The 26,104-nt window shown below is 30.4% G+C and carries 31 protein-coding genes; all 31 read right to left on the reverse strand.

The genetic code is table 11. The features are described from left to right. Positions 1–5 precede the first annotated feature (5 nt). The 31 genes from ATO12_RS03435 to ATO12_RS03585 all read right to left on the reverse strand — a co-directional run bounded on the left by ATO12_RS03435 (position 6) and on the right by ATO12_RS03585 (position 26,005). Positions 6–2,042 carry an HsdM family class I SAM-dependent methyltransferase gene (locus tag ATO12_RS03435; protein WP_034238652.1) on the reverse strand — a complete coding sequence of 679 codons (2,037 nt, stop codon included), beginning with the start codon at positions 2,040–2,042 and terminating at the stop codon, positions 6–8. Then, a complete protein-coding gene (locus ATO12_RS03440) occupies positions 2,042–2,242 on the reverse strand; it encodes a helix-turn-helix domain-containing protein (protein ID WP_081801951.1) in 201 nt (66 codons plus the stop codon). Before ATO12_RS03440 ends, ATO12_RS03435 begins: the two co-directional genes overlap by 1 nt. 337 nt (positions 2,243–2,579) lie before the next feature. Continuing rightward, positions 2,580–3,734, reverse strand: coding sequence for an alpha/beta hydrolase (locus ATO12_RS03445; protein WP_034238655.1), 1,155 nt, complete (start codon positions 3,732–3,734; stop codon positions 2,580–2,582). A 175-nt stretch (positions 3,735–3,909) separates the two neighbouring features. Next, positions 3,910–4,893 carry a hypothetical protein gene (locus ATO12_RS03450; protein WP_034238657.1) on the reverse strand — a complete coding sequence of 328 codons (984 nt, stop codon included), beginning with the start codon at positions 4,891–4,893 and terminating at the stop codon, positions 3,910–3,912. 70 nt (positions 4,894–4,963) lie between these two features. Continuing rightward, positions 4,964–5,719: a hypothetical protein gene (locus ATO12_RS03455; RefSeq protein WP_034238660.1), complete on the reverse strand. Its 756-nt coding sequence runs from the start codon at positions 5,717–5,719 to the stop codon at positions 4,964–4,966. A gap of 165 nt (positions 5,720–5,884) precedes the next feature. Next, positions 5,885–6,328: a GNAT family N-acetyltransferase gene (locus ATO12_RS03460; RefSeq protein ID WP_034238662.1), complete on the reverse strand. Its 444-nt coding sequence runs from the start codon at positions 6,326–6,328 to the stop codon at positions 5,885–5,887. A gap of 320 nt (positions 6,329–6,648) precedes the next feature. Further along, on the reverse strand, positions 6,649–7,140 hold the full coding sequence (locus ATO12_RS03465) for a hypothetical protein (RefSeq protein ID WP_034238664.1): 492 nt from the start codon (positions 7,138–7,140) through the stop codon (positions 6,649–6,651). Between the two features lie 161 nt (positions 7,141–7,301). Continuing rightward, positions 7,302–7,913, reverse strand: a complete 612-nt coding sequence (locus ATO12_RS03470; RefSeq protein ID WP_034238668.1) for an ankyrin repeat domain-containing protein — start codon at positions 7,911–7,913, stop codon at positions 7,302–7,304. A 200-nt stretch (positions 7,914–8,113) separates the two neighbouring features. After that, positions 8,114–8,581 (reverse strand): hypothetical protein, encoded by a 468-nt coding sequence (locus ATO12_RS03475; protein WP_131248764.1) that lies wholly within the window; start codon positions 8,579–8,581, stop codon positions 8,114–8,116. A 94-nt stretch (positions 8,582–8,675) separates the two neighbouring features. Continuing rightward, on the reverse strand, positions 8,676–9,770 hold the full coding sequence (locus ATO12_RS03480; RefSeq protein WP_034238673.1) for a cell division protein ZipA C-terminal FtsZ-binding domain-containing protein: 1,095 nt from the start codon (positions 9,768–9,770) through the stop codon (positions 8,676–8,678). A gap of 100 nt (positions 9,771–9,870) precedes the next feature. Beyond that, entirely contained in the window at positions 9,871–10,458 is a 588-nt protein-coding gene (locus tag ATO12_RS03485; RefSeq protein WP_034238675.1) for a DUF3841 domain-containing protein, read from the reverse strand. A 210-nt stretch (positions 10,459–10,668) separates the two neighbouring features. Further along, positions 10,669–11,028: a hypothetical protein gene (locus tag ATO12_RS03490; RefSeq protein WP_034238677.1), complete on the reverse strand. Its 360-nt coding sequence runs from the start codon at positions 11,026–11,028 to the stop codon at positions 10,669–10,671. Positions 11,029–11,241: 213 nt separating this feature from the next. Continuing rightward, entirely contained in the window at positions 11,242–11,607 is a 366-nt protein-coding gene (locus ATO12_RS03495; protein ID WP_034238679.1) for a hypothetical protein, read from the reverse strand. 94 nt (positions 11,608–11,701) lie between these two features. Then, positions 11,702–12,202, reverse strand: coding sequence for a hypothetical protein (locus ATO12_RS03500; RefSeq protein WP_034238682.1), 501 nt, complete (start codon positions 12,200–12,202; stop codon positions 11,702–11,704). Then, the gene (locus ATO12_RS03505; RefSeq protein WP_034238685.1) at positions 12,186–13,517 is read right to left on the reverse strand and encodes an AAA family ATPase; all 1,332 of its coding nucleotides are present in this window, start codon (positions 13,515–13,517) and stop codon (positions 12,186–12,188) included. Before ATO12_RS03505 ends, ATO12_RS03500 begins: the two co-directional genes overlap by 17 nt. Before the next feature lie 169 nt (positions 13,518–13,686). Further along, positions 13,687–14,652, reverse strand: a complete 966-nt coding sequence (locus tag ATO12_RS03510; protein WP_131248765.1) for a hypothetical protein — start codon at positions 14,650–14,652, stop codon at positions 13,687–13,689. Between the two features lie 145 nt (positions 14,653–14,797). Next, complete coding sequence (locus ATO12_RS03515) at positions 14,798–15,289, reverse strand: hypothetical protein (RefSeq protein WP_051575583.1); 492 nt, start codon at positions 15,287–15,289, stop codon at positions 14,798–14,800. 96 nt (positions 15,290–15,385) lie between these two features. After that, the gene (locus ATO12_RS26325; protein WP_205625221.1) at positions 15,386–16,201 is read right to left on the reverse strand and encodes an NADAR family protein; all 816 of its coding nucleotides are present in this window, start codon (positions 16,199–16,201) and stop codon (positions 15,386–15,388) included. Between the two features lie 177 nt (positions 16,202–16,378). After that, positions 16,379–16,822, reverse strand: a complete 444-nt coding sequence (locus tag ATO12_RS03525; RefSeq protein WP_034238691.1) for a DUF2147 domain-containing protein — start codon at positions 16,820–16,822, stop codon at positions 16,379–16,381. Between the two features lie 187 nt (positions 16,823–17,009). After that, positions 17,010–17,543 carry a hypothetical protein gene (locus ATO12_RS03530; RefSeq protein ID WP_034238692.1) on the reverse strand — a complete coding sequence of 178 codons (534 nt, stop codon included), beginning with the start codon at positions 17,541–17,543 and terminating at the stop codon, positions 17,010–17,012. A gap of 146 nt (positions 17,544–17,689) precedes the next feature. Further along, positions 17,690–18,388 carry a hypothetical protein gene (locus tag ATO12_RS03535; RefSeq protein WP_131248766.1) on the reverse strand — a complete coding sequence of 233 codons (699 nt, stop codon included), beginning with the start codon at positions 18,386–18,388 and terminating at the stop codon, positions 17,690–17,692. Positions 18,389–18,537: 149 nt separating this feature from the next. Beyond that, entirely contained in the window at positions 18,538–19,806 is a 1,269-nt protein-coding gene (locus ATO12_RS03540) for a WD40/YVTN/BNR-like repeat-containing protein (protein WP_034238696.1), read from the reverse strand. A 196-nt stretch (positions 19,807–20,002) separates the two neighbouring features. Continuing rightward, complete coding sequence (locus ATO12_RS03545) at positions 20,003–20,707, reverse strand: hypothetical protein (protein ID WP_034239302.1); 705 nt, start codon at positions 20,705–20,707, stop codon at positions 20,003–20,005. A 182-nt stretch (positions 20,708–20,889) separates the two neighbouring features. Continuing rightward, positions 20,890–21,345: a hypothetical protein gene (locus tag ATO12_RS03550; RefSeq protein ID WP_034238699.1), complete on the reverse strand. Its 456-nt coding sequence runs from the start codon at positions 21,343–21,345 to the stop codon at positions 20,890–20,892. Between the two features lie 73 nt (positions 21,346–21,418). Next, positions 21,419–21,790, reverse strand: a complete 372-nt coding sequence (locus ATO12_RS03555; protein WP_034238700.1) for a hypothetical protein — start codon at positions 21,788–21,790, stop codon at positions 21,419–21,421. Continuing rightward, positions 21,791–22,069, reverse strand: coding sequence for a barstar family protein (locus ATO12_RS03560; RefSeq protein ID WP_205625222.1), 279 nt, complete (start codon positions 22,067–22,069; stop codon positions 21,791–21,793). A 172-nt stretch (positions 22,070–22,241) separates the two neighbouring features. After that, on the reverse strand, positions 22,242–23,303 hold the full coding sequence (locus ATO12_RS03565; protein ID WP_034238702.1) for a hypothetical protein: 1,062 nt from the start codon (positions 23,301–23,303) through the stop codon (positions 22,242–22,244). An 83-nt stretch (positions 23,304–23,386) separates the two neighbouring features. Further along, entirely contained in the window at positions 23,387–23,722 is a 336-nt protein-coding gene (locus ATO12_RS03570) for a hypothetical protein (protein WP_034238704.1), read from the reverse strand. A gap of 458 nt (positions 23,723–24,180) precedes the next feature. Beyond that, positions 24,181–24,543 (reverse strand): SDR family NAD(P)-dependent oxidoreductase, encoded by a 363-nt coding sequence (locus ATO12_RS03575; RefSeq protein WP_051575584.1) that lies wholly within the window; start codon positions 24,541–24,543, stop codon positions 24,181–24,183. A gap of 98 nt (positions 24,544–24,641) precedes the next feature. Then, positions 24,642–25,403, reverse strand: a complete 762-nt coding sequence (locus ATO12_RS03580) for a hypothetical protein (protein WP_034238706.1) — start codon at positions 25,401–25,403, stop codon at positions 24,642–24,644. A gap of 197 nt (positions 25,404–25,600) precedes the next feature. Beyond that, entirely contained in the window at positions 25,601–26,005 is a 405-nt protein-coding gene (locus ATO12_RS03585; protein ID WP_034238709.1) for a hypothetical protein, read from the reverse strand. Between the last annotated feature and the right edge of the window lie 99 nt (positions 26,006–26,104).

Below are 26,104 nucleotides of genomic sequence, written 5' to 3' on the forward strand. Positions count from 1 at the left end.
GGAATCTACTTTCCCAGGCTTTCTATTTCAATAGTTTCTTCTTTTATTATTTCCGATACTTCCCAAGCTAAATATTCACTAACTGTCCTTTTGAAATCCTGTAAACTGGGTTTTGTATCAACAGGTGCTTGCTGATTCCAGTCAGCACCATTTTTTGGGTCTATGGTGTTTTCGTAGTATTCTTTTTCAGTAAATATGTTTAGTTTGCTTTTACCAAACCTAACTAAACTTACTACCTCCTCATATCTTTCTTTAGCTCTATCAGTATCGCGCAAATTATTACTTGCTTTTTTACGATTTCTTCTAGTATAACCATCATTTGTAAAATCGATGAACTTAACCATCTCATCTTTATGGTGTTTTTCGTTCACCTTGAAAACATATATGTTGGTTTGCACACTCGATTTGCCTACAAATATGTCAACTGGCATCTTAATGCTAGCGAGAAGCGTATGTTTTTCTAAAATTTTCTTGTTGTAATCCTTTGCTTTACCCGAACCAGCCGAATTTTGAATAATTATTGCTGCATAACCTTTATTCATCATATCCAGAGACTTTGCTACAAAATTCATCCCATTTCCAGGTGCAGAATAAGGTGGATTGAGAATAAATGCATCAGCAGGAAATTTGACATTAGTTTTCCCAAAACCATAGTTACCATCGAAATCTTTTATAGAATCCTTGTTCAAAATGTTCGAACTGCCATCTCCCATCAAAATCATATTTAGAATTGCTAGCATATATACGCTAGAAATCAGCTCCAAACCAAGCAGTTGTTCTGCTTTAATTTTTATTTCTTTTGTAGTCAGTTCATCAGGTGAAGTAATCGTGTTTTTAGCGTCTGTTAGCATCTCGTTCATTGCAGCCACAAGCAAACCAGCAGAACCAGTTGCGAAATCCCATACATATGAGTCTTTATTTACTCGTGCTAACTTCACCAATAAGTTTGCAACATATGATGGTGTTAACACAACATCATTTAATTTGTCTTGCGAAAACCCAAGCCAACCATACATTTCATTAAAAAGTTTGCCTGTAAAATCAGTAGTCAATCCTATTTTATAGTAGATTCCTAAATCATCTACAATTTTTGTAAATACCCTTTTTAATTGACTTTCACCGTTTTCAACTTTATTGATATTGTTTGTTAAAAGTGTGTTTTTTAGTGTACGAACTATTAAGTCTTTTTTCTCTTTTGGTAGTTCTTTTTCTCCTAAAAAGGCTTCTATTTTGCGAATAATTATTTCTCCATCTGTATTTCCTTTTTCAGTTGAAGAATTTAAATCAGATTTTTCAAGTGGTGTTACTTTTCCAGGTATTCCTAGTGTGGCAATTATTGAGGCAGCAACTAAATAGACGCGGTCATTTTCTCCAAGACCTTTCTCATTTTGGTAAATATCATTATTCAATTTTACCAAGCTCGCATCAATTTCTTTTTCCCTCTTTTCTTTTAGCAGGTCAATTTCTTCTTGTGTCAAGCTCAAAGTTTTGACACGACTAATAAAATCATCAAAATTATTAGGTGCTAAAAAAGAGAAATCCGAGTATTCACCAATTTTTTGACCAACTCCAAGATTACTTTTGGAAACATAGTAAACACCTATCTCGTGGTTGATATTTCCTGCCTCATCTTTGTAGCCTGTCATACCGATTGCTATGATATCTGTATAACTTGTGTGATGAAGTAGAGCATTTGAATAGTGAACGGCTCCATTTACGGCATAAGAGTTAATATTTTTAAAATGAGATTCATTTTTGGAATTTCTGTTTTCAACTTGTCCGTTAGCATCGAGTTTAACCAATTTGTCCTTGTAGCCTTTATATTCAATCAAAACAGGAAAGAAATCTAGATTCTTGTCTTGAAGTAATAATTTGGCATCTGGACGGTTTGCACCAGTTCCACCATTTTTAGTAAAGTAGTCAGAGAGAGCTTTATCAATTTCCATATTTAATGGTTCTTGCTCTAACTTGTAATCCAACTTATGACTTTTAAGCCATCCATTTGCTAAATCAGCGATATTTGGTTCAATTGATTTTGCCATTAGCTTTTCTGTTTATTTGAAATTATTAACTCCTTAATGTCCACATCTAGAATTTCGGCAATTTCCATTAAGGTTTCTAATCTTGGTTGTTGTCGGTTTTGTGCATAAGCGTTTACCATATTGTAACTTTTCCCAAGTTTTTCAGCCAACCAAGTTTGCTTTATCCCTTTTTGTTCCAATACTTCCTTAATTCGATTCATTTCTGACGTTATTTTCAGTCCTCTAATTTACATTTATATCTCAAAAAACTGTGTGAAAAATCAAAATATTTTCGGGTGGTGGTGGGGAAGTGAAAGCTCTTTTGGTTTTTCAGTTTAGGCTTTGAGCGATGGTAAAAACCAAATGTGCTTGAACGTGCGGTTGGTTTTTCAGAGCTTGTGTACAACGGTCTCGTATAACCGTCAGTTACGGGTTTATATGCGTTAATTTTCGGTTTGACACTGGCGTTAGGAATTCCGAGTGGATTCAGTTTACCCTGAGCGGAGTCGAAGGGTGGTCGAATCCACCATAATTGCGGTTATACATTGTTAGGCAACGTTAATTCTTAGTTTCTATTATTTTTTTCAATCTTTCTATCTGCTTGTAGAAATCATTTTTGTTCAAAACATCTTCTCCTAATTTCAAATATCCTTTTTCATATTGTTTCAAAGCAGTCCTATAATCCTTTTTTTGTTCTGCTACAGTTGAAAGCATAAAATAACCATCAGCATAATGAGGATAAGTTGCTATACTAAATTTTCCCATTTCTTCAAGTGCTTCCCAATCTTCACGCTCTTCAATTACCCAATAAATAGTATCAATATCGTCAGTTCTTATACTTAAATTAATATCATATTGGTCTTTTATTTTTTTATACTTTTCCTTAAGAAAGGATAATAAGTCTTTTTCAGATTCAATATCTTCATCTGTTATCATAGCAAAATCTTGAAAAACGAATTGTAATGCTAATGGTAAGCTTCTATTAATTAATGAATAATGTTTTTCTTTTTTAAAATAGTCGAATTTATATTGAGTCTTTTCATTAAATGACTTATTAGCTATAGAGTCATCAAATTTTCGAATAGTTTTTATGTGATTTACTAAATCAAATTCACTAGTGCTTACGTAGTAAGATAGAAATTTTTGATTACTCCTTAGTTCCATTTTGATTTTTCTAGAAAGACTCTCTGGAATGTATGGGCTTATAAGTACGAAAGAATTGAAAGCACTACCTTTAAAAAGAAAGAAGTTAGAATAACTTGCAGTTAAGGAATGTCCTACCAATACCTTGTAATTTCCAATTTTGTATTTATCAGTAAGATAAGGTAGTAATTCTTCATCGATAAATTTTTTAAATTTAATTCCTTTATTTTGCAATTCACCTGTCTTAGAATCGTAGTTGCAATCTTGCCATCTAGCAAATTTATTTGAAGAATCTTGATAATTTTGGTCAATTCCAACGATTACTGTTTTAGGTATTTTTTCAGTAACAAGTAATAATTCAGAATTTCCAATCAAATTATAAAACATATATTCACCGTCAAGAGTTAAAATCAAAGGCAATTTATCTATTTGCTCATAAGACTTTGGAATATGAATTCTAATAGTCCTTTTTTCATTTAAGATTTTGGATTCAATTGTATCTGTTAAAGTTTGTTGGGCAATGGCTGAGCTACTTGCTAATAGGAACAATAAAATATGAATGTTTTTCATAGTAGTGTTTTAGTGTTGCCTAACGGTCTCGTATAACCGTCAGTTACGGGTTTATATGCTTTAATTTTCGGTATGGCACTGACTTTAGCAATTCCGAGTGGATTCAGTTTACCCTGAGCGGAGTCGAAGGGTGGTCGAATCTGCCGTAATTGCGGTTATACATTGTTGGCAAATGTTAGTAATATTCAATATTTCTATACTCCGTTATTCTATAGTTCCTATATTTTCTTTTATCATTATAACCATTAAGTGCATTTATAAAAGCTATTTTTTTTGTCCAATTCCTTTTGGAATCATATTCATAATTAAATTTGGTGTATAATGAATCATTATATGTGTTTATAATACTTAGTATTTCATTTTTTTTATTGTAACTATATTTCTGATTATCTTCAGTTTCTACAATTTTAGAAGATACTTTGCCATTTACAATATTTATTGTTTTTGTTAAATCATCCTTTATGCTACAAAAATTATCATATTTTAAATTTTCTATAATTGCATTTTTAGTTTTTACTCTTGTTTTCATAAAGCATAATTCATTTTTCATGAAATTTGTTTGCTTTAAAATGGTGTCCCCAGAATTATAAATGTAGTTTGAGACTCCTATCTTTTCCCATTTATCTTTTTTGAGTGTTAGTAATTCTTTTTTGTAAGGTTTTTCATTTTCTAAGAAAATTTTATTGTGTTTTACAAGAAGCCATTCATTTTTATAAGAGATATAACGATAAAATTTTATTTCTTGAAAATTTCTATTTTGTTTAAAAATAATTTTCTGTTGTACTGTTTCTTCATCATTAGATGAGGATGATATAACAATATTTTTAAGACTTTTGTCATCATAATAGGTATACCTATATTTCATGGTTGAATATCTAGGACCATATATATATTCTTTAATTGTTCCATTTTGATTAAAGTAGAGTTTTCTTACTATAACATCAGTGTTATAGTGCTCATTTACTTGTCTTACTAAAATACTTTTAACTTTTCCTTTGAGGTTTAGGTTATTTATCGATATAGTTAAAGGTGGATATGGTGTATCGAAAGAAAATTCATCAATAAAATTAAACTTATAGTTGTCGATACTCTCTTTTTCTTGTGATTTTGCACAATTAATAAGAATAAATGTAAATAATATAAAAGTTATTTTTTTCATTATTCAGTTTTAATATTTGTTAACGTTCCGGCTAAAAAGCGTTGCTGTCCCGCAGGGGAGCTATGATTTTTTAGCCATTGTTAAGTGTATTTTTTATTTGGTTGTCTATTGTTTCTGAATTAGTATATAAGAACTGATAAGTCTTTTTCATTACTAATTCTTCCATTTCTTCAATTTTGTTATCAATCCGAACATATTCTTCTGAGGATTTCAATTGGTTTCTCAGCTCGATATATTTCTGTAAATTCTCCTTGTCGTTTTCCTGATTGAATTTATCCATAATAACTTTTAGACACTGTAAGTCCTTGGCAAATTCATTCAATTCGAGTTTGTAATCGAGAATTCTTATTACTTCTTTCGTTATGGTTTGTTCTACAGAAACGCCTTCATAATCAAAGTATGCATACCACTGCCAAATAATTAAAATGTCTCTAATTAGTTCTGGCAATTGTTGAAACCCTTTTTCATTAATCCACCCACCATATTTCACATCTGAACCCAAACATTTTGATATATACAGCCAAAAATTCGCTAATACTTGTTCCTCTTTCTTTGAAGACTTAAGAATTTTTTCAACATCCGTTGTGTTTCTTTCCCTATGCAGAGATAAAGCTTTGGAAAATTCAAATTTAACATATTGCAATAGCTCGCTCGCTTCTTCTGGCTTAACAGAAATCTTTTCTGCCAAAGTATTTACCTGATTCATTTTCCATATAGACTCAGCTTCTTGAATATCATATTTTGTTCTTTCAAGTAGCTTTTGAGCTGTTGTCAATCCAACAGGGATTCTATTTCGAAGTTCTAGTATGGATTCTTTGTTCTTCAATTTTCAATTACACTTAACGGTCTCGTATAACCATCAGTTGCGGGTTTATATGCGTTAATATTCGGTTTGACACTGGCGTTAGGAATTCCGAGTGGATTCAGTTTACCCTGAGCGGAGTCGAAGGGTGGTCGAATCCGCCGTAATTGCGGTTATATATTGTTGGCATTAGTTTTTATTCTTCATTTTCATTTGGTAAAGGTCAAAACCTTTTGCCCAAAAATCCTTTTCAACCTTTTCTAATTCAAATCCCATTTTTTCGTAAAACTTAAATACGAGTTGAGTTGTTCTGACAATTATAAATTCAATCTTTGGGTTTCTATTCAAATGATTAATTCTGTATTGAGTCAATTTTTTTCCTATTCCATTTCCTTGAGACTTTGGGTCAATCATATCCCAAGAAATTCGAGCCAGTTTTTGTTCCGTAAAGTAGTTTATTCCTCCAGCTCCGATAATTTCAGAATTTTCTTCATAAACAAAATAATCCTCTATTTCATTTTCGAGATAGTTTTCAAAATCATTTTCCTCCGAAGTGTCAAAATATTCAGGTGTATTTTTCCTTAATAATTCAATTATTTTCGGTTTGTCTTTATTCGAATATTCTCTAATCATTCTCGTTTATTGTGATTTTTATCAAATTAATGCCAACGGGCTTGTGTATGAAACGTAGCTTGCAAAAAAACACTAACTTTTCAGATTAACACAGAGCCGAATTTTTATATTTTGTTTTTAATTTTTCTCTTTTTAAAAGCCAAATTAAAAATTTGGCGGACTCTCTAAATATATACAAACCTTTCGGTTAAGCACTTATTAGCTATGTTTTATACACCGTGTTGGCAGCATTGCGCCTTCATAAATATACAACAACCATTGGATTGATTACTTTGCTGCTATGATCACATATATGTTGTTGTAGCTAGTTTTACTCTTTTTTAGTATGATGCTCCAGATTTACTTACACCATATTCATCAGGAACATATAGGTGAAACGTATTTTGTTCGTTACAAAAGTCTGGTTCCAAAATTATTGATATGTTTTCACCAGTATTATCTGTCAAAATCTCTTTAAGTTCGTCAATATTCTCAACGGTATTCCATTCCGAACTACCATTTTTTCGATATTCTTTGTAAGTATTATTTATAATTAATAATTCAGGTTCAAAATTGTCTTTGATTTGAGATTCCGTTATGGTTCTTATAAAATCCTCAGTTACTAATCCACTATTTAATTGATTAATCGATTTGAATACGGTTATTGAGTCACTCGCATTACTTTCAGCAATAAGTTCACCTAATTCATTCGGATTTTCCAGAAAAAAGTAATTCCGATTATTTCCAGAATTTGGTATTCGAACTAATACTAAAACTTTATTGTTGCCTTTTAGCAATTCAGTTACATATTTTATAAAGTCATTTTTTGTCATTTACAGACTTTGATTTAATTAGCTACAACGGTCTCGTATAACCGTCAGTTACGGGTTAAATTAGCGATTATTTTCGGATTAAGCACAGACCTTAGCAATTCCGAGTGGATTCGGACGTAGTCGAATCCGCCGTAATTGCGGTTATACATTGTTGTACTGCGTTATTTTTTGTCAAATTCATTTATCAGATTATGTAACTTGTCATTTTCAGGAACTCTTTCAATCCATTTTCTGGCTGATATTCCGTGATTGTTTATTTTGTCCAATTCAGCTCCACGATTCAAGAGTTCTTTAATAATCTCAAATCTTAATTGGTTGACCTCTTTTTGTTCTTCTCGCCAAGTCAGTCCATATTCTCGAATTGCAGTAAATATTGGACTATTTCCGTGTTTATCCTCAACAATATTTATGTCTGGATTCCCTTTTCTTAATAATAGTAATGATGTTTTCGAAAGATTATGGTAAGCAAGAGCGATATGTAAAGCATTAAATCCATTATCGTTTTTCCAATTCACGTCAGCTTTTAGGTCAATTAAATAATCAATTAATTCTATTTGTTCATTTGAATCTTGAAATTCAGAAGAGCAGTTTACTGCATTAATAAGAATTGAGTTCGAGTTAGATGAATCCAAGTAATCGTTTATTTCGATTTTTTCTTTTTGAATTAATTCAACCACTTTTTGTTTGTCCGGTTCGTAAAGCGCTCTAAAAAGCTCAGTTCCGAAATCCTTTTCAGATTTATTTGAAGAAAACAAACTTTTGAATAAACTCATAGATTATAGATTGGTTTTAATGCAGTACAACGTTTAATATATGTGTCGTAGCAAGGCAAAATGTTACCCTGTTTTTCGGTTTTTCTGCGCATTGATTGCAAACTTTTCCTTTTTGCAAGCATTGCGTGTTACCAAAATTACAAAGACCTTTCGATTTGTCACGTAATTGCTATGATCACATATATATTGTTGTACAACGTTTATTTTTCAAAATTATCTCCGTCAAAATATAAGGTTGGATTGTCTAGTTCTTTCCAAGCCTTTTCGCTAAACCCTCCACAATAGTACAGTTCAGATTTAAAGCAATCCTCAGAACTAGGGGCCAAATTTAAAGTTTCGTAATCATATGTGTTTTGCCCTAAATACATATCCGCTATTATCAAATTCTTATTTTTTGGAGTCCCCTCAACAAAGAATTTTAGATCCCATTCAAGTGATATTATTTCAACTTCTAAAGTGCTTTTCGTTTTTATATTTTCAATAGTAATATTTTTTGTCACCATTGGATCAATTCCGAAAACAAGATGGGGATTATAAACAATATTCACCTTGATATTTGCATCAAGGTAAGAAGTCGCTCTTGTCTTCCATAAGAATTCTCTACATAAGATAATCACGATAAAAAAGGTTAAGACTGTAATTACTTTTCGTTTTGTGAAATATCTCATTTTGTTAATGTAGTACAACGTCTCTTGTATGTTGCGTTTGCCTGCCGAAGGCGGCATCTGCAATATACAAATTGTTGTGTGCTTTACTATTTGTTCAGTATAATCTTAATGCGTTACTCGAGCCTGGTATTATGCCGTTATCGTTCATTTGTTTTATTAATTCTGCCAATTGAATTAATTCCATTTGTTCGTTAAAAGATTCTCCGTTTCTGTTTATAATTTCTCCGCCTAATCTTTTTTGGCAATACTTTATAGAATTCACTAAAACTCTGTAAACATTAATTGGATCTGCACTTCTTGGAATAGAAAATTCAAAAACTAAATTAGTTGGATTCATTTTTCCTTTTTTGATTTGTTCAGGAAGAAAATAACCTGGTTCAGTTGAAGTCCAAACGCTAAAATGTTGGTCAGATGCATAGTCCGAACTATTGTTCCAATGAAATAAATCTCCATCCCCCCATTTCAGACCTAAACTTTGTAAGACATCCCAAACTTCTTTACCATTATATCCGTTCTCGCTTTGAAGTCCAATAAGAATATCTTTGTCAAATAACTTATTTAGTTCAACTAGTTTTTTACTTTTTTCAATTGCAGATTCTTTTGATTCAGTTTCTTTAATTTCAAAAGTTAATGAATGACTTTTCAGTCTTTTCTTTAATTCAATAATATACCTTTCCAATTTCTCTATGTCGTAGTTTGGATTTTCATCATTGAAAACGTCAAGAAGACCAATAGCAACTTGGATTTGGGTGTATGTTTCAGGTGTTCCACCAGCAAGAGCATATGTCCATTTATCATCTTCTGGAGAATGTCCAAATATTGTTGAAGAAAAATTGGTTCGCCATTCGTAATCGAACAACTCATAAAGTTTTTTCTGTTGAATTATTGTTCCGTCTGGAATTACTAGTTCGATAATCCATTCTCTACTTGGTTCAGCTTTATATTCATCTTTTTCCTCCTTGTTCTCAATTTTAGGTAATTTAAGCTGACTTTCATCCAATATGTGAGACATATCTTCTGATGATTTATTGAGACCAAGTTTTTCAATTCTGTCAGCACTTTGTGAAGCTGTAGTTATGAAAAAATCATCTTGGTTTAATTCAGAATTTGAATTTTTGGTCAAAAAGAAAATCACTCCAATTATTATTATTATTATTATTCCGATTATTATATATGTTATTTTATTCATTTCGTTCGAGAGCTTCTCGGTATTGCACACAACGGTAAATATAACAAACGTTGTTATCCCAAAGGGCAACTATGTTTTGTTATATAGTGTTATCTACTTTTTATTTTGCTATAAATTTATCCACTTTAATTATATCTTCTTTTCGTAGTCCCCAAAAAGTAGCTTGAATTTTCTTTTCTTTAAAAGGCAGAGTATAAAATTCTAAGTCAAAATTCATATCGAAAATCTTTTCCCAACTCTTCTCAATTAGATTTTTCTCCGTTTTTGATAATTCCTCATACTCAGTATTACCATATTTTTTTTCAAATTCATTAGCTTCTACTTCAGAGTCTGCTATATAATCTTTATAACTAAGTGGCCAATGCCATAAAACGAAATCTGATAACAAAATATCTTTCTGTTCCTTCTCGATTTCTATTCGATATCCAACAGTTCCTTTTGGCAAAAGTCCAGATTTTCTTAAGTCAGGTTTTCTTTTGTTCGAATCAAAATGCTGATACCAAGCCCACACAGGAAATTGAGTTCTCTTTTCCGGTTTACCAATGCGATTACTCATTTGACTTTTCATCCATTCGTATCCAGCTTTAAAATCTGATTCAACAAATTCCTCTTTTGGAATTAAAACTCCATTTTCATTTAGTTCATTCCATCCAATTTCATTTTGTATAGTCCAGAGTTTAATTTTCATTTAGGAATTGTAGATAACGTTTAATATATGTGTTGTAGCAGAGCAAAATGTTACCTTGCTTTTCGGTTTTTCTGCGCATTGGTTGCTAACTTTTCCTTTTGCAAGCACTGCGCCTTACCAAAAATACAACAACTATTCGATAGATCACTTAGCTGCTATGAACACATATATAGTGTTACCAAATCGTTTTTTCTTTTTACTTGTCAGAAATCAATTTAAGAAGTTCCATTTTTCAGGGAGATATTTCTTCCACCCTCTATCATAAGTATTCCAATACAATAAATCGTTATTATTCCAGAAAACATATATAATTTCCCCAATTTTAAACGGTTTACTTGAACTATCAGCATAACGTAATTTTCTAATCACGTAATCTTCATTTTCTAAGTGAATTTTTACATAAGGGTAATTCAGTAGCGTATAGTCATTCCGCATGGGTCCTTTTTCTCTTATATATTTAACAATCTCCGCCTCAATTTTTAAAGCATTAGATCTTAATTTAATAAATTGGGTTTTTGTATAAATCATGTAAATTAAGATTCCAATAATTACAATATTCCAAATTTCCATTTATTTGCAATGTTTGGTAACGTTTAATATATGTGTCGTAGCAGAGCAAAATGTTACCTTGCTTTTCGGTTTTTCTGCGCATTGGTTGCTAACTTTTCCTTTTGCAAGCACTGCGCCTTACCAAAAATACAACAACTATTCGATAGATCACTTAGCTGCTATGAACACATATATAGTGTTACCAAATCGTTTTTTCTTTTTACTTGTCAGAAATCAATTTAAGAAGTTCCATTTTTCAGGGAGATATTTCTTCCACCCTCTATCATAAGTATTCCAATACAATAAATCGTTATTATTCCAGAAAACATATATAATTTCCCCAATTTTAAACGGTTTACTTGAACTATCAGCATAACGTAATTTTCTAATCACGTAATCTCCATTTTCTAAGTGAATTTTTACATAAGGGTAATTCAGTAGCGTATAGTCATTCCGCATGGGTGCTTTTTCTCTTATATATTTAACAACCTCCGCCTCAATTTTTAAAGCATTAGATCTTAATTTAATAAATTGGATTTTTGTATAAATCATGTAAATTAAGATTCCAATTCCGATAATTACAATATTCCAAATTTCCATTTATTTGTAATGTTTGGTAACGTCTCTTGTATGTTGCGTTTGCCAGCCGAAGGCTGCATATGCAATATACAAACTGTTACCAGTAGGTTTTGTTTCAATCAAAGAAAAATTTCTTGAAATCACTTAAATCCATAACCGCAACATTACTCTTATTTGAATATAATCTCCTTAATCTATTTATAGCTTGATTTTTTAATTTTGAGCTAAAAATAAATAAATTTGGGCTGTAAATTGTAGGGGAATGTCCAAGTAGCCCCTTAGAGTTAGATACTTTAGAATCCAATTCAGATTTTTTAATATTATTTACGTTCTTATAATTTAGTCGTAATTCACACAATACTGTTCTCTTTTCATTTCCAGATTTCGATCCAAAAGAGAAATCCATAGTCTTGCGTGCGTTTCTTTTTTCTTTTCTAGCTAAGTTACTTTCAACCTTATCTAAGTTCAAACAAATTTCTTCAGAGAATGGTGATTTTTTAGCCCCGTCTGATATACAAATGGAATCAATAGATTCAATACAATCAAGAAATTTTAGGCATAGAGGATGCCTTTTAGTAGTATTTTCGCAATACTTCCATTTATTCTGTGGAGCCATATAAATCAATCCTTTCTAATGCAATATTGAAAGAAGAAAAAATATCTTCTATCTCAATTCCTAAATTAATGTAATCGTATTGATGAGTCTTCTCAACTCTTTGGGCAAGATAGAATAGTACATTAGAAATAGTTTCTTCTTTTTCAGAAATATATTTTAACGCACTGATCATATCCGGATGGTGACTTGCTATTAGAAACTTAGCTCCAGTTTTTTTATTAAGAAGTACAATAAGTCTAGCATATTCAACAACCCATTGTGGATGTAGATGAACTTCAGGTTCATCAATAATTAGAAGTGTTTTATCATTTAGAAATCCATTTTTATAGAGCATCTGAAGAATAGCAAAAGATTTCAATCCTGTAGCACATTCTAATAGATTAAATTCCTCTCCATCATTTCGTCTATATACAAACGTTTTGTCAGATATTTCTTTGTCATCAACCTTTACATCTCCTTTAATGATTTCTTCTTTAAAGATAGAGTCAATATCATTAAAATTCTTTGTAGTATTTTTTTTATTTAAAAGTTCATTAATGTCCTCCCAATGCGATCTTTCAGCATAAAAATCAATGCCCAAAATCATAGGTGTATCTATATAAGCTACATTTTGGATTGAATGAATGGGAGTTAATTTCTTTTGGGATCTATCTATAATGGGAACATCATATTCGAACAAATTAAAAGTTCTTTTTAGAGGAGTGTCATAAAATGCTTCTTCCAATATCTCATCTAATACTGATATTGGTCTTGATTCTTTAATTTTAATTGATTTTTTTACTGATTGATTTACTAGGAATTTAAGTCTTTCCAAAAGTTCTACAATACTTGTAGTTTCATCAATCTTTTCAGAGTAAAAAGAATCCCCTAATATCCTCTTAATTCGGTCAAGTCTTTTTTGGAGTTGGGGCCTGTTTTGAAAGTTTGAAATTTCATTAACGGCTTCAATTAGAAATTCAATTGCAGATAATGTCGCATTATCAGTTTCAAAGAAGGTAAGTGAAGTTTCGTCTCTATAAAATCGTCTAAACGAATTTCTAATTTTTAAATATTCATCTTTATCTAGGAAATACGATAATTCTCTAGTTAATTGATCAAGAGTTCTGTTTATATGACTTAATTCATCTCTTAATTTATTATCAACGATTTTATCAAAATTAATTGAAGTCTTTAGAAGATTATACAACAATTTTGATATAGTACTTTTTCCACTTCCATTTTCTCCAGTAATAACAGTTATACCATTAAGAATGATATCTGCATTCTTAATTGATCTGATGTTTTTAAGATTTATATTTATCTGATTATTGAGCATAAATATTTATTTCAAACAAATATAATTATTAATGGAAGTAAATAGCTTAAATGGCTAAAATATATAGTTTCATTTTTTATAAGTAATTTTTATTGGCTTACTGGTAACGGTTAGTATAAAAACCGTTTTAATGGTTTTTATACCTTGTTAGGCAATGTTTATTTCTTTTCTATAATCCAATCATTATATATTTAATAGTCTCATCACTATTAAAGAAAATTTCCAAATTCGGTTCACGATACCAAAATCTCTCTTGTTTTCCACCACCACTTTTTCGTTCATCAGGTTTCGGTAGTTTTCGTTCAATTTTTCTTTTTTTGTATTTAAAGCTTATGTTGTTCCATAATGTTCCTTTATAATCTTTGGTAAGAAAAATCCGTATCAAAGAATCATTTGAAGCAAATTTAAACTCAATTCCATCTGGACTATTTTCAATGAAGTAACTATCATTATGATAACTATTAATTGTATCATTCCCCAATCTTTGCATTAACATTTCAAGGTTTTTATTATCCACTCGAAGTCCGATAACTTTTTTTAAGTCAGTAAATTTTATATTCTCTGAATTGTTCTCATAATTCTTATTGTCAATACAAGGATATTTGATATTATCCTCTTTAGTTAATCTTTCAAATATTCGCTCACTATTAGGCATTTTGACTTTTTCTTTTAAAATCAATTTTTTATCCCAATAGTTATAGGCTAAATCAATTTGTTCTTGAGTAATATCTTGTCCTTTTTCGGAAGTCCATTCCCAAGTTATGCCATTATAAACGTGATGCCACCCAATGGATTCTTTACAATTTTTATAAATATATTTTGTTCCGATTCCGTTAATCTTACGTTTTTTATCATCAAAAATTCTTGTCAATATTACATGTATTGCAACTGATTTTTCTGGATTCTTTAATGCTTTTAGTAACTTTTCCTTAGTTGGCTCACCTATTTCTACTAATTCATTTGAAATTGAATCAGATTGAGTTAAAACCAAAATATAATTACAATCTATTGTAACAGATTCCCAGCTCAATTTATCTATCAGTTCAGAAATGCGTTTTTCAGACACGTCTTGTCCAGATGATAAGGCGGTCATCATACAAAAGACTAAAAGTAAAACGGTTTTCTCTATGTTCATTTAATATTGCCTAACGGCCTAGGCTATGAGTAGTTGCGTGGTTTAGCACTTAACTTTACAAGTATGCACCGAACTGAAAATCCGAGAGGATTTTCAGAAGTAGACTAGAACCAGCAATTACTTATAGCCATTGTTGTGTGTAGTTTTATTCTATTACAAGTTCAACTCTTATTTGTCCGTCTTCGGCTCTAAAATCCCGATTGAACACTTTTTTTCCAATAATCTCTTTTGCCTCTATCATTTTATCGAGATACCCTCCAAATTCAAAAATAAACTTATTAGAGTTCGGCTTATTTTTAGATTCCAGAAAATCTGAAACGTGCATTAAATATTTGTCCAAAATATCCTCTAAAGGATATTGGTTGTTAGTTTCGTCAGATTGTAATTCATAAGATAAAGTCATTCTATACTTGGCTTCATGTTCATCATTTAAGTCCAAATAAATACCATCCTCAACTTGTTTGTAACGTTTTTGGTTTTCGTATTTCTTAAGTTTCACCAATATAATATTCTTCATCACACTATATTCCATACGCAGTTCTTGATTGGCTGAAGAGCTGGAATCTTTTTTCCCCGATTGTCCAAATAGATTACTGAATAGTCCCATAGTTAGAATTAAAACTAATATTTTTCTCATTTCTCGTGTTTCTCAAATTACACACAACGGTAAATATAACAAACGTTGTTGTCTCAAAAGGCAACTATGTTTTGTTATATAGTGTTATCTACTTTTTTAATATTCATTTTCTCGAATTTCAGTTAAAACTATTCCAAGCCAATTTGTCCCTTTCCATTTTTTCCTGTCAAGACAATTTTTATCAGATTCGTGGAGTCCAATTCCCCATATTTTGTCATCAGGACTAGATTCCACAATTGTTTTACCTTCCGTGTCTATTAGTTTGGACTCTAAATCAGGATTTTGTTTAAATTTTAATAGATTGCCGTTATAAACAATTTCCATACATTTTGAATTCCATATTTTTACGTTAAAATTCTTAACTTCTCTTCCTAATTCCTTGCATTTTCTTGAGTTTGAAGTTTCTAATATTTTATTTGCTGTATTTTTATCATTAAATAACAATGCTTTATGGTACATCATATATTGTTCTGCACTTGAAAATTCAATATTATATTCCTTAAAGTTACACTTGTACCACTGGGAAAATGGGTGTTTTGTTTCCCAAAAGAGGCTGTAATTTTCGATGTTCGATTTCTCTTTTCTTAAAAAACCACAATTCAATATTTTCTTTTCGTTTGATAAGAGATAATTAAATTCATCGTAGAAAAAGTATTGATTGTCAAATTGAAAATTAAGTCCTCGACTATAATGGTTGTTTTTTATATAATTTAAATATGAACAGTCATCTGACCATTCACTAACATATTCTTGTTTTTGATGCACTCTATTATGAATTTCTCTAGCAAAAGGAGTGTTTGGATTTTCAACCCAATCATCAAGTTCAAATTCAATATCAACACTCAGATCCATTTCGAAATCTAGGCTCTTACAAGTTCCTATTTTGTAATGATAAAAGTATAAATCGTGCATTTTTTGTAATTGTAGATAACGCTAAATATATGAATCGGAGCAAGGCAAACATACCTGAACCAATTGATTTATCTGCGCATTTTTATTTCTTGTTTAATTTATAAAAATCTAGCGCCATTGAAAAAAGGAAAAGACCTCTCGATCTGGCACTAAACTGCTCTGATTTTATATATAATGTTAGCAACCGTATTTTTTGTTTGCATCCAAAAAAACAGAATCTTCATAATCCAATACTTTGAATCTCAAAGCCCATTTAATTCCGAGATCTCTTATATCTTCTTCAATATCATTAAAAGACCTCCTTATTCTTAATTCGTCAGTATTTTTAATTTTCAACTTTTTAAAGTCACATTTTATTCCAAATGAGTATCTGCCAAAAACAAAGGCATATATTTCCCCATTCTCAGGGTTTAATAAAGTTCCGTGATCATTTATTGCCCATTTATTATCATCAGGAATATTTTTAGCAAACTTATCCCATAAATCATTTAATCCTTCGTGATAGAAATACTGCTCTTTTGGTTTGGAATAAATTTTTAGTTTGTCAGAACCTTTAATTTTAAGAAATTCAAGAACCTTTATGTTTTCTTGGTTATTTAGTATACGATCTTCTAAAGTCATTTTTATGGTTGCTAACGTTTAATATATGTGTCATAGCAGAGCAAAATGTTACCTTGCTTTTCGGTTTTTCTGCACATTGGTTGCTAACTTTTACTTCTTGCAAGCGATGTGCCTTACCAAAAATACAACAACCATTCGATTCATCACCTAGCTGCTATGATCACATATATGGTGTTGTGTACAGTTTTTATATTTCTCTTAATACTTTTCCGTTGTAGAATTCAAACTCCAACCATATTTTTTTGTCATTTGAATCGGGTAATCTTTTGATAGATTTTGCATCGTCAATCCCAAAGAATTCATCATTTATTTCAAAATCATATCTTGTTTGACCAATTTCTCGTTCAAATATCCAATAATTCTTTAAAACATATATATATGGTTTCGCAATGACACTTTTCGATGTTTCGCGAATTTGAATTTCACTATCAATTTTTACAGAATTTTGGTTAACTAATGCAAATCCAATAATCGTTAGAAAAGGAATCATCATAGGTAATAAACTCAATCCGATAAGAACGATCAGAATTCCTCCATAAATTTTAGCCCAAATCCTTTTGATGTTTTTAAAAACTATATAAAAAGTACTAATAAACCAAACCCATAGTATGATTCTGTCAACCGAATTACCTCTAAAAGAAATATCAAATGTTATATAAAGAATTAAATCAATTAACATCAAGGTTGTAATTCCAATGTATATTTTGATTTCTTTATTCATTTTTTCAAGAAGTTCTGAATTGTACACAACGGTCTTGTGTATGGCTCGTTGCGGAAAATCAGCTATGATTTTCCGCCGTAACCGAAAGATAGCAAATTGCAATGAATTCCGATTAGGAATTCAGCTGCAATGAGCTATACACGTTGTTACCTGCTGGCTTTTATTTTTTCAATTTTATATCTATCCATTCCGCAATGGGAATTCAGAACTTCGATTTCCTCTTCGTTCTTTGTTATAAATCCAATGAATTTATTCTCATAATCTTTCCAAGTTCCACCAATTGGTGTTTCTCTACAAGTCTCTACCAAACTAAAAACTTGTTTTCCGATTTGAGTTATCATTCCACCTGATTTTGCACCAACATTCAGAGACCTTACTCGTTCTGATAGCTCTTTTTCAAGTCCGTTCCATTCCATAAGTCCATATTTTGAGTCAGATTTAATTCGGTCAAAAGTGTTTTTAGCATTTTTTTGATTGTCAAATGTTGCCACAAAAAGTATAAAATGTTCATAATAATTGGGTTCAGATTTTTGTGGATAATTTTTGCTTGAATAAGCAACTATTTTTTCAAGTCCATCAGATTTGAATATTAGCAGATGGTTTGGCTTCTCCAATTTTGTCACATCAAATTCTTGAGTTCTGATATTTTCTTTTAATACTTCTTTCGCAAAGAGCTCAGCAAATAGTGAATAATCAGTATCCAATTCCGATTCTGTTTTTAACTCTGATTTAGATTCGATAATTATTGATTCCGAATTCTGTTCAGGTTTCTGCTTTTCCGTTTTTTTGTTGCAAGAGCAAAGAAGCAAAATCATTGTTATCAGTATGTTGTGTCGGATTCTCATTTTTCAGCTTGCAGGTAACGTTTACTGTATGGTTAGTAGTGTATTAAAATACTATAATTTTAAGAAAGCAGTGAATTCTGTAAAAAAAGCACCTAACTTTGATCTTAACTGTTTGTAACTATTAACTATACAGATTGTTGTACATAGTTTTATTCGAAAATATGTTTCCAAATTTTACCTCTATATCCTGTAATCAAACCAGTATTATTGTAAAAATCAATATCAAGAGTATATTCGAAATCCTTAAAATCAAATTTATTAATCCAGTTTTTACCTCCATCATAAGTTTCAAATATAATGTGATTACCGTAATTTATATTTGATGAAACGCCTATTCCTTTATCTTTACTAGTGAAGAAAAAATCATGTATTCTTTTATTGCTGGTTTCTTCCCAATTTGAAGATATATCATTTGTAAAAAATAACCTGTCTTCAAAACCGGAAGTTTTTCTTATCTGATAAGCTTTTGAATCATTAATTAATTGAACATTATTAATGACTTTATCAAAAGTGGAATAATTGAAAATACTACCTGTTTTTTTAATTAATATCGGTTCATTTCCATTTGGACCGCTTTCTCCTGAAGCAACTAAAGTATTGTTAAAGACACTCAAATTAAAGAACTCCGTGTAACCACTTCCTTCATTACTGTTTGGGAAATCATAAATCAAATCAAAATTTAAGTTATCATCAGTTTGATATATTTCTCCTTTAGTGGTTAGTAAATATCCATTTGTTGGTGAAGAGAAATATATTTGAATAATAGATTTGTAGGCGAAATTATTTTCGAAAATTTTATTAAAAGTTATACCTCCATCATTAGTGTAGTAAAGTATAGAATTCCAATCATCATAAATTTCTACCCATCCTAAACTTTCGTTTATAAAAAACATAGAAGAGCCTATATAATATCCAAAATCTTTTATTAATTCCCAATCATATCCTCCATCAATTGTTTTATACAATTTTGAACCTGCTGCGACAAAAGCGGTTTTGTCATTAACTATTTTTACACTTTTAACGTCATCATGGTTAAAATTAAATTTCAAAGGAAAAGTTCCAATAAGATTTAATGAGGTTGAATTTATAAGAGAATTATTTTGAAAAATAAATAGTTCAAAAAGTTCATTATTTAGCGTAGGAACTATAACTTTTATTTCTTCTAAACTCTTTTCAAGGGGTGCTATTTCACTTAAGTTTTCAAGCTCATCATCAATAGTTTTAAACTTAAAACTTGTAATTTTATCTAAATTATTACCATTAATGACTATTGTATCTCCAATTCTTACTTTTTTTTGAATTATTTCTAATATTTCAATTTCATTTGAACTAGAATCTGGTTCCATTGGTTCTTCATCGTTAGAATTAGAGCAAGAAATAAAGACTAAAGCAATAATAAATGTAAATGTGTATTTCATAGGTCTATTTTAAATTATGTACAACGTTTAATATATGTGTCGTAGCAGAGCAAAATGTTACCCAATTATCGACAAAAACTGCGCATTGGTTGCTAACTTTTCCATTCCGCAAGCATTGCGCCTTACCAAAAATACAATAACCATTCGATTTATCACTTAGCTGCTATGATCACATATATGTTGTTGTGTACAGTTTTTATAATCCGTTAATACTTTTCCAAGCATTCATTGTTTTCGGGTGTTCATTGTCAATTGGGTAATTCCGATTTACAAAGTCAAGTTGTTTTGGGGTTAACAAAACAAACATTCCGTCATTTCCACAATTTATTGGATAGAATTGTTCGTCAGAATTTTGTCTCTTTAGTTCAATGTTCAACATTTCTATAAAGTTAACATAAGCGATTCCCCAATCGAGGTCAGAAAATTGTCCGTCAAATGCTATGTATTCAATTCCATTTAGTTTGATAGTGTGTTTCCAACTGTTTTGATCTTGCTCACTTTTTTCGTTGTCAAATTCTAATTCCAATCCAAGTTTTTTGAAAGTTGGTTTGACTTGTGTTAAGTATTCTGTTAGTCCGCCAATCTCAAAAAGTTCTTCACAATCCACCCAATGATAGCGATTGTCCATAAAATTAAGTGTTTCTCCTCGTGTCGGCCCTTGAAAGAAGTTCAAGTCCGTATATGATTTTTCAAAGTCAGCCTTAACCGTATCCAATTCAGATTGGTCAGTTAAGTTGAAGTAATCCAATTTTTCTAATTCAGCTACGATTTCTTTTCCATTCAATTTTTTTTGTACTTCTTTCTTTAAATTCTCATTCTGAATTTTAGAACTCGCATTGTCCTTTTTGGAATTACAACCAAAAAAGATGGGAATAAATATGATTAGAAAAATATATCTCATTATTTTTTTCGAATTGTACACAACGTTTAATATATGTGTCGTAGCAGGGCAAAATGCTACCCTACTTTTTGATTTCTCAGCGCATTGGTTGCTAACTTTTCCATTCTGCAAGCATTGCGCCTTCATAAATATACATAAACCATTGGATTGATCACTTTGCTGCTATGATCACATATATGGTGTTACCCAATGTTTTCTTTATTTAATGTTCCATAAAAAGATTTTGGTTGCGCCCAGCTGTATAATCTTCTTATTGTCAGTTTCCAGTTATTTTTAAACAAGTCTTTCCAATATTTTTCTTTCGGATAAATTATTTTATCAAATTTTCCATAATGATCGTCATATTCAAATTTTTGCCATTCGTCAGAAATGGAATTTAATTCAAAATATTCTTCAAAATCAGATAAACCTTTAGTTCTCATTACGTGATCAGGTATTGGGTAAATTCTATTACTTTTATCTATTATCAGGATAAAAATTGATTCGTCATCCAAAGCTAATCTTGGACTAATTGCAATAGATTTAATTTCGTCCAGTTTAATTTTAAAAGATTTGCAAAATTTAGCAAGACCAATTTCTTTAGCCGGAAATTCTTGAAATTCCAGTTCAGATTTGGTTATGTGAATTCCAGATGTCATTTATTAATATTGGGTAACGTTTCATGTATGGTGCGTGCTTCGCATGCACTATACATCGTGTTGTGGTTAGTTTTTATTTTGTTTCATACCAATCTTTATAGTCTAGATGCTTATCAAATTCCTCATCATTCATTTTGAATAAAATCTTTGAATATTCCCTTGGTTTTGAAACCTCTTTTTGATTCAGAAAATCAGTAATCATAAAATGTATATATGGATGTTCAATATCATCCATTTTTAAGGTCGAATATCTTTTTCTAGATTTAGGATACTGCTTCCAAAACCGTTTGTAATCACTGTAAATTTGGTCTGTTACTTTTAAAATTATTTCATCGAGTAATTCATTCGGGATTTGATCGTCCGAAAGTCCAACGTAATACTCTTTGATTTTAGAGTAAAAGTCCTTTTTTGGTTCAATTTTATTTTCAGTTTTCCAGAATAACATTTAAGTCAGTTGTAATTCGATATTCTCGTGTTCTCTAATAATTTCAATTATTCGGTCAAAATGTTTTAATTCCGATTTACTTTTTTCACTTCGATGCCATTTAAGGATATATTTTTCGTCAACATCATGAACTCCAAATCCGCCATACAGAACATCATTAAACGCATTTAGATTCCGTCCAATTTTCCAATTTAATTCAGAAGTCATTTTGGATTCCACCTCTCGATAAAATCCGTTCATATTTGAAAACTTATTTCCGCTAATCTCGATTATTCGCATTTTGATCAATTAACCACAACGGTTAGTATATGAAGCGTAGCCTGCCGATAGGCGGCTATGATTTCATATACCTTGTTAGCTTTTCGTTTTTCATTTATCGTTTATAAATTAGAAAGGTTACTTGAATACTATCCTATAAATTAGTTTTATAGGATAGTTTTGTATATCTAAATCACACTGATTCTTTCTCGAAAATGTGGAGGGTATTATCAGAATCAAGTACAAAAAGGTTATTCTTATTTTTTCTAAAATCCTTGTACGAAACATTTGGATTATTATGTACATCTTTCCAAATAATTTCTTTTGCTACTAAATCAAAAACAACCAATGATGGTAATGAAAAACTCCCAAAGCCAGTTACAAAATAATACAGAAGGTTATTCTCCTTTATATAACCTGGAGCATTATCATGTAATTTTTTATTTTTCAACTGATTTTCTATATCAAATTCCTTTTTAATGATGTCATCTTTTAGACAATACTCTGCATACTTTCCTGATCTAAAATAAACAAGAATATCACCATAAAGCTGAATATTACTATAAATAGCTTTCAACTCTTTAGAAGTATTTTTAAACAAAGTTAAACAAAAGCGATTAACAAGTCCTCCTGTTTTAATATCAAGCCTTAGAATACTCGAATCATTCAGAAGTACTAACAAATCATTTTCAAAAACTCCTAAAAACTTAAATACCTCTATCTTTGTATTTCCACGTCCTATTTTAAAAAAAGTACCTAGCTGTTGTAAATCGAATTGCCATAAATCACCACCATCAATAGAATATTTTATAATCTTATTATTAACTTTTCCAAAGATTAAGTTTTTCACAAAAAAACAAGGATAGAAATTTTCTATAATTGTCTTTATTCCAGTTTTTCTATTTAATCTACCCGTTGTAACCTCTATAAGAGATATTTGTTGTGAAAAAAAAATATCTTCTTTACTTAAATCTTGTCCCCAAATTATTTTATCTGACTCGTCTAAACCGTATTCTACATATGTCCGTTTCAAATAATCGTAAGTAATTAACGAATTATCTTCTTTTAATATAAAAAGTAAATCTTTACTTAAATGAACCCGATTGATATGGTAATTAATGACAACTTCATGAACATCAGATTGAACAATTGTAATATTCCAATTTTCATTTAAATAAGCATATACATTTTCATCTATTGTAAAACACCAAGAATTTTTCACATTGGTAGTCACTTTTTCTTTTTGTATAAACATAATATTTAATTAACATTGATGAACTTATCACCTAATAAAGAATTAAACAAATTACTGTTTTGGGAAATACTTTTCAATTTTGTCTACGTATCTATAAGGTTGTTGGGAGATATTTCTATTTGATTAAAAATATTAGGGTTAGCTTCAAATATTTCTTTTGCATTATTTTCAAACACTTTTCTCATTTGATTTTTAACCGCACTAATAGCTTCATCAATATTACTTGATGTTCCGGTCTCAAATTCACTTAAAAGTTTTCTTTTGTCGAACATATAATACAAATCATTAAGGTCGGTCAACAGAGGATCGCTAAGGTACTGTTTCAATTGTTTGACACTAATATTACCAACACTATTTATTTGGTAACTCTTAAATTCTCCAAATCCATTAGTGAACTTTACATCAAATCTATTTAACACTTTTTCAGAAAAACGTTAATCTATTTCTGCAACATTAGATTTAGAAAACAAACTACTAGGGTTTTCTTTAAAAATTCTTACCACATATGCCCCACCTTCTAAAGTATTCTGAGCACCATTTTTCAATTCTTTTATTAACCTATTTGCATCAGGAATATCATGAAAATTATTTACAAAATGAGCTACATCATCTAAATACTCATCTATATCTTTTAAATACTTACTCCCTCCATTACACGTTTTGCATGGAGCTCGAACATTATTTTTTATGATAGCTTCTAACCCTTCTTCACCACTTATAAGATCAATAAAAACTTTATTTTGTTTAAGTGTTGCTATTTTTTTAATAATATCTGCCTTTTGTAAAAGTTCACCAACTTTATCGGCTCCTAGTTTCTCTACTAACTGTTTTGCTTTATTAACACTGGTAATATTAAAACCATCCTTTAATTGATTGGCTAGTGCTTATCCAATTCTGATTCAGTCAAATTACTAATTGTTGTTTCGGTACTGTACGTTGCATTATTTACGAGTACTAAAGGATTGCCTAATTTATTTTTAACCCTGCTAAATAGCTTTTCATATGCTTTGTCACTTGATAAGTCTAATTCCAGTTTTTCACATCTAACTCCTATATCTAAAATTTCCTTTTGGATTATTTCAGGTTCATCCTCGTTCACATTCCAAGGCATACTTTTGTCATAAGGTAACCAATAGGTAAAAAATATATCAAACCCTCTACTCGCTAATTCATAACAAATAGCACGTCCTATTCCTTTCAATCGGCTCACTCCGGTTACTATGGCAATTCTATTATTCAATTCGGTTGTGTTTATTAATGAAAGCTAACGTCTCTGGTATGTTGCGTTTGCATCCCGCAGGGTGCATATGCAATATACAAATTGTTATCTCTTTGTTTTTATTCCGTTAGCCAATTAGCTTTTCCGGTATTTATGTCAAATTTCAAAATTCCATTTCTCATTCCAAAATATGCAATTTCGTCTTTAAGTAGCCCAGAATTAGGGTATAAACCTCCCCAGAAACCATCTGGTATTATCTCAATTATTTTTTTATTAGAAGTAACTTTTAATAATTTTTTGGAAGTCAATACTAATAAATCACTTTTTGATTTGATCATTATAGAGGCAAAAGGAACGTTTCCAAGTTCTAAATATTTTTCAGCAACCCATTTTTCTCCCTTTAATTTTATTTCAAATATTTGTCCTCTATTAGTGTTCAAATGCCCTAATCCTTCTGTAACCAGATAAGATTCATTAAACTTATGAATATTTTTAATCCGACCACTACATATTTTATATTTCTCAATTCCATTGTTATCAAACCAATATAAAGAACCTCCAAATTCTCCTGTATCAAAACCAACCAAATAACCGTTACTAACTTTTACATTAATTTGTCTTGATCGACTACTGAAATCCCTATAATTACTAGTGTCACGAACCAAATTCAGCTTGATTTCAGGACCACGTAATCTTTTATAGTCAAAACTTCTAAAGGAAGGAATTCCATTGTCTTCAAAAACCTCATATTCAGTGCGATAATTAAATTTAAATTTCCTTGCATCCTCTTTTTTTGGAATTTCGTTTACCTTAAGACCATCTATCCGATTTGAATAAAATATTGATAATCCAATAAATACTGTCAGAAGAATATATTTCATTTGTTTTTAATAAGAGATAACGTTTAATATATGTGTCGTAGCAGGGCAAAATGTTACCCTGTTTTTCGATTTTTTTGCAAGGGGATTGCTATTTTCTTTAGTTGCAAGCACCTTGCCACTGCAAAAATACAACAACCAATTGATTAATCACTTAGCTGCTATGATCACATATATAGTGTTGTAACCAGTTTTTATATTTAGGCTGGTCCATAAACCACTTCATATTCAATTAAGTTTACTTTTTCACCATTCAGTATTTGATAACTTACGTGGAAATAGCAACATTTTTCAAGCCCCTCAAAATAATCCTCTTTATGACTCTTATCAAAAGTGACTAAAATGTCAATGTCAGTATTTTGAGAATCAATTTCGTTCACTCTTATTTTATACCAAACAATGTCTAACGATTCATTAGTGTCTATTTCAAATTCCCTTAAGTCATCTTCTGATTGAGATACATAATTTCCTGCGATTACAATGTATTTCCCTAATTCCGTCTGCTTATATATATCTTGAAAATCGTTTATTAAATCCTCATTAATCTTTTTTAAAGGTAACAATGAGAATAAAGTGTTTTCAATTTGAGTATTAAAATTATTCAAGTTATAAGATTTTTGAATTGGTTACAACGGCTTCGGCTATGAGTAGTTGCATCAATTTAGCAATAAATTCCGAAAGCACAAATTGACGACGGAAATTCC

Origin of the sequence: Aquimarina atlantica (genome assembly GCF_000626715.1) — a bacterium.
Taxonomy (GTDB): Bacteria; Bacteroidota; Bacteroidia; order Flavobacteriales; family Flavobacteriaceae; genus Aquimarina; species Aquimarina atlantica.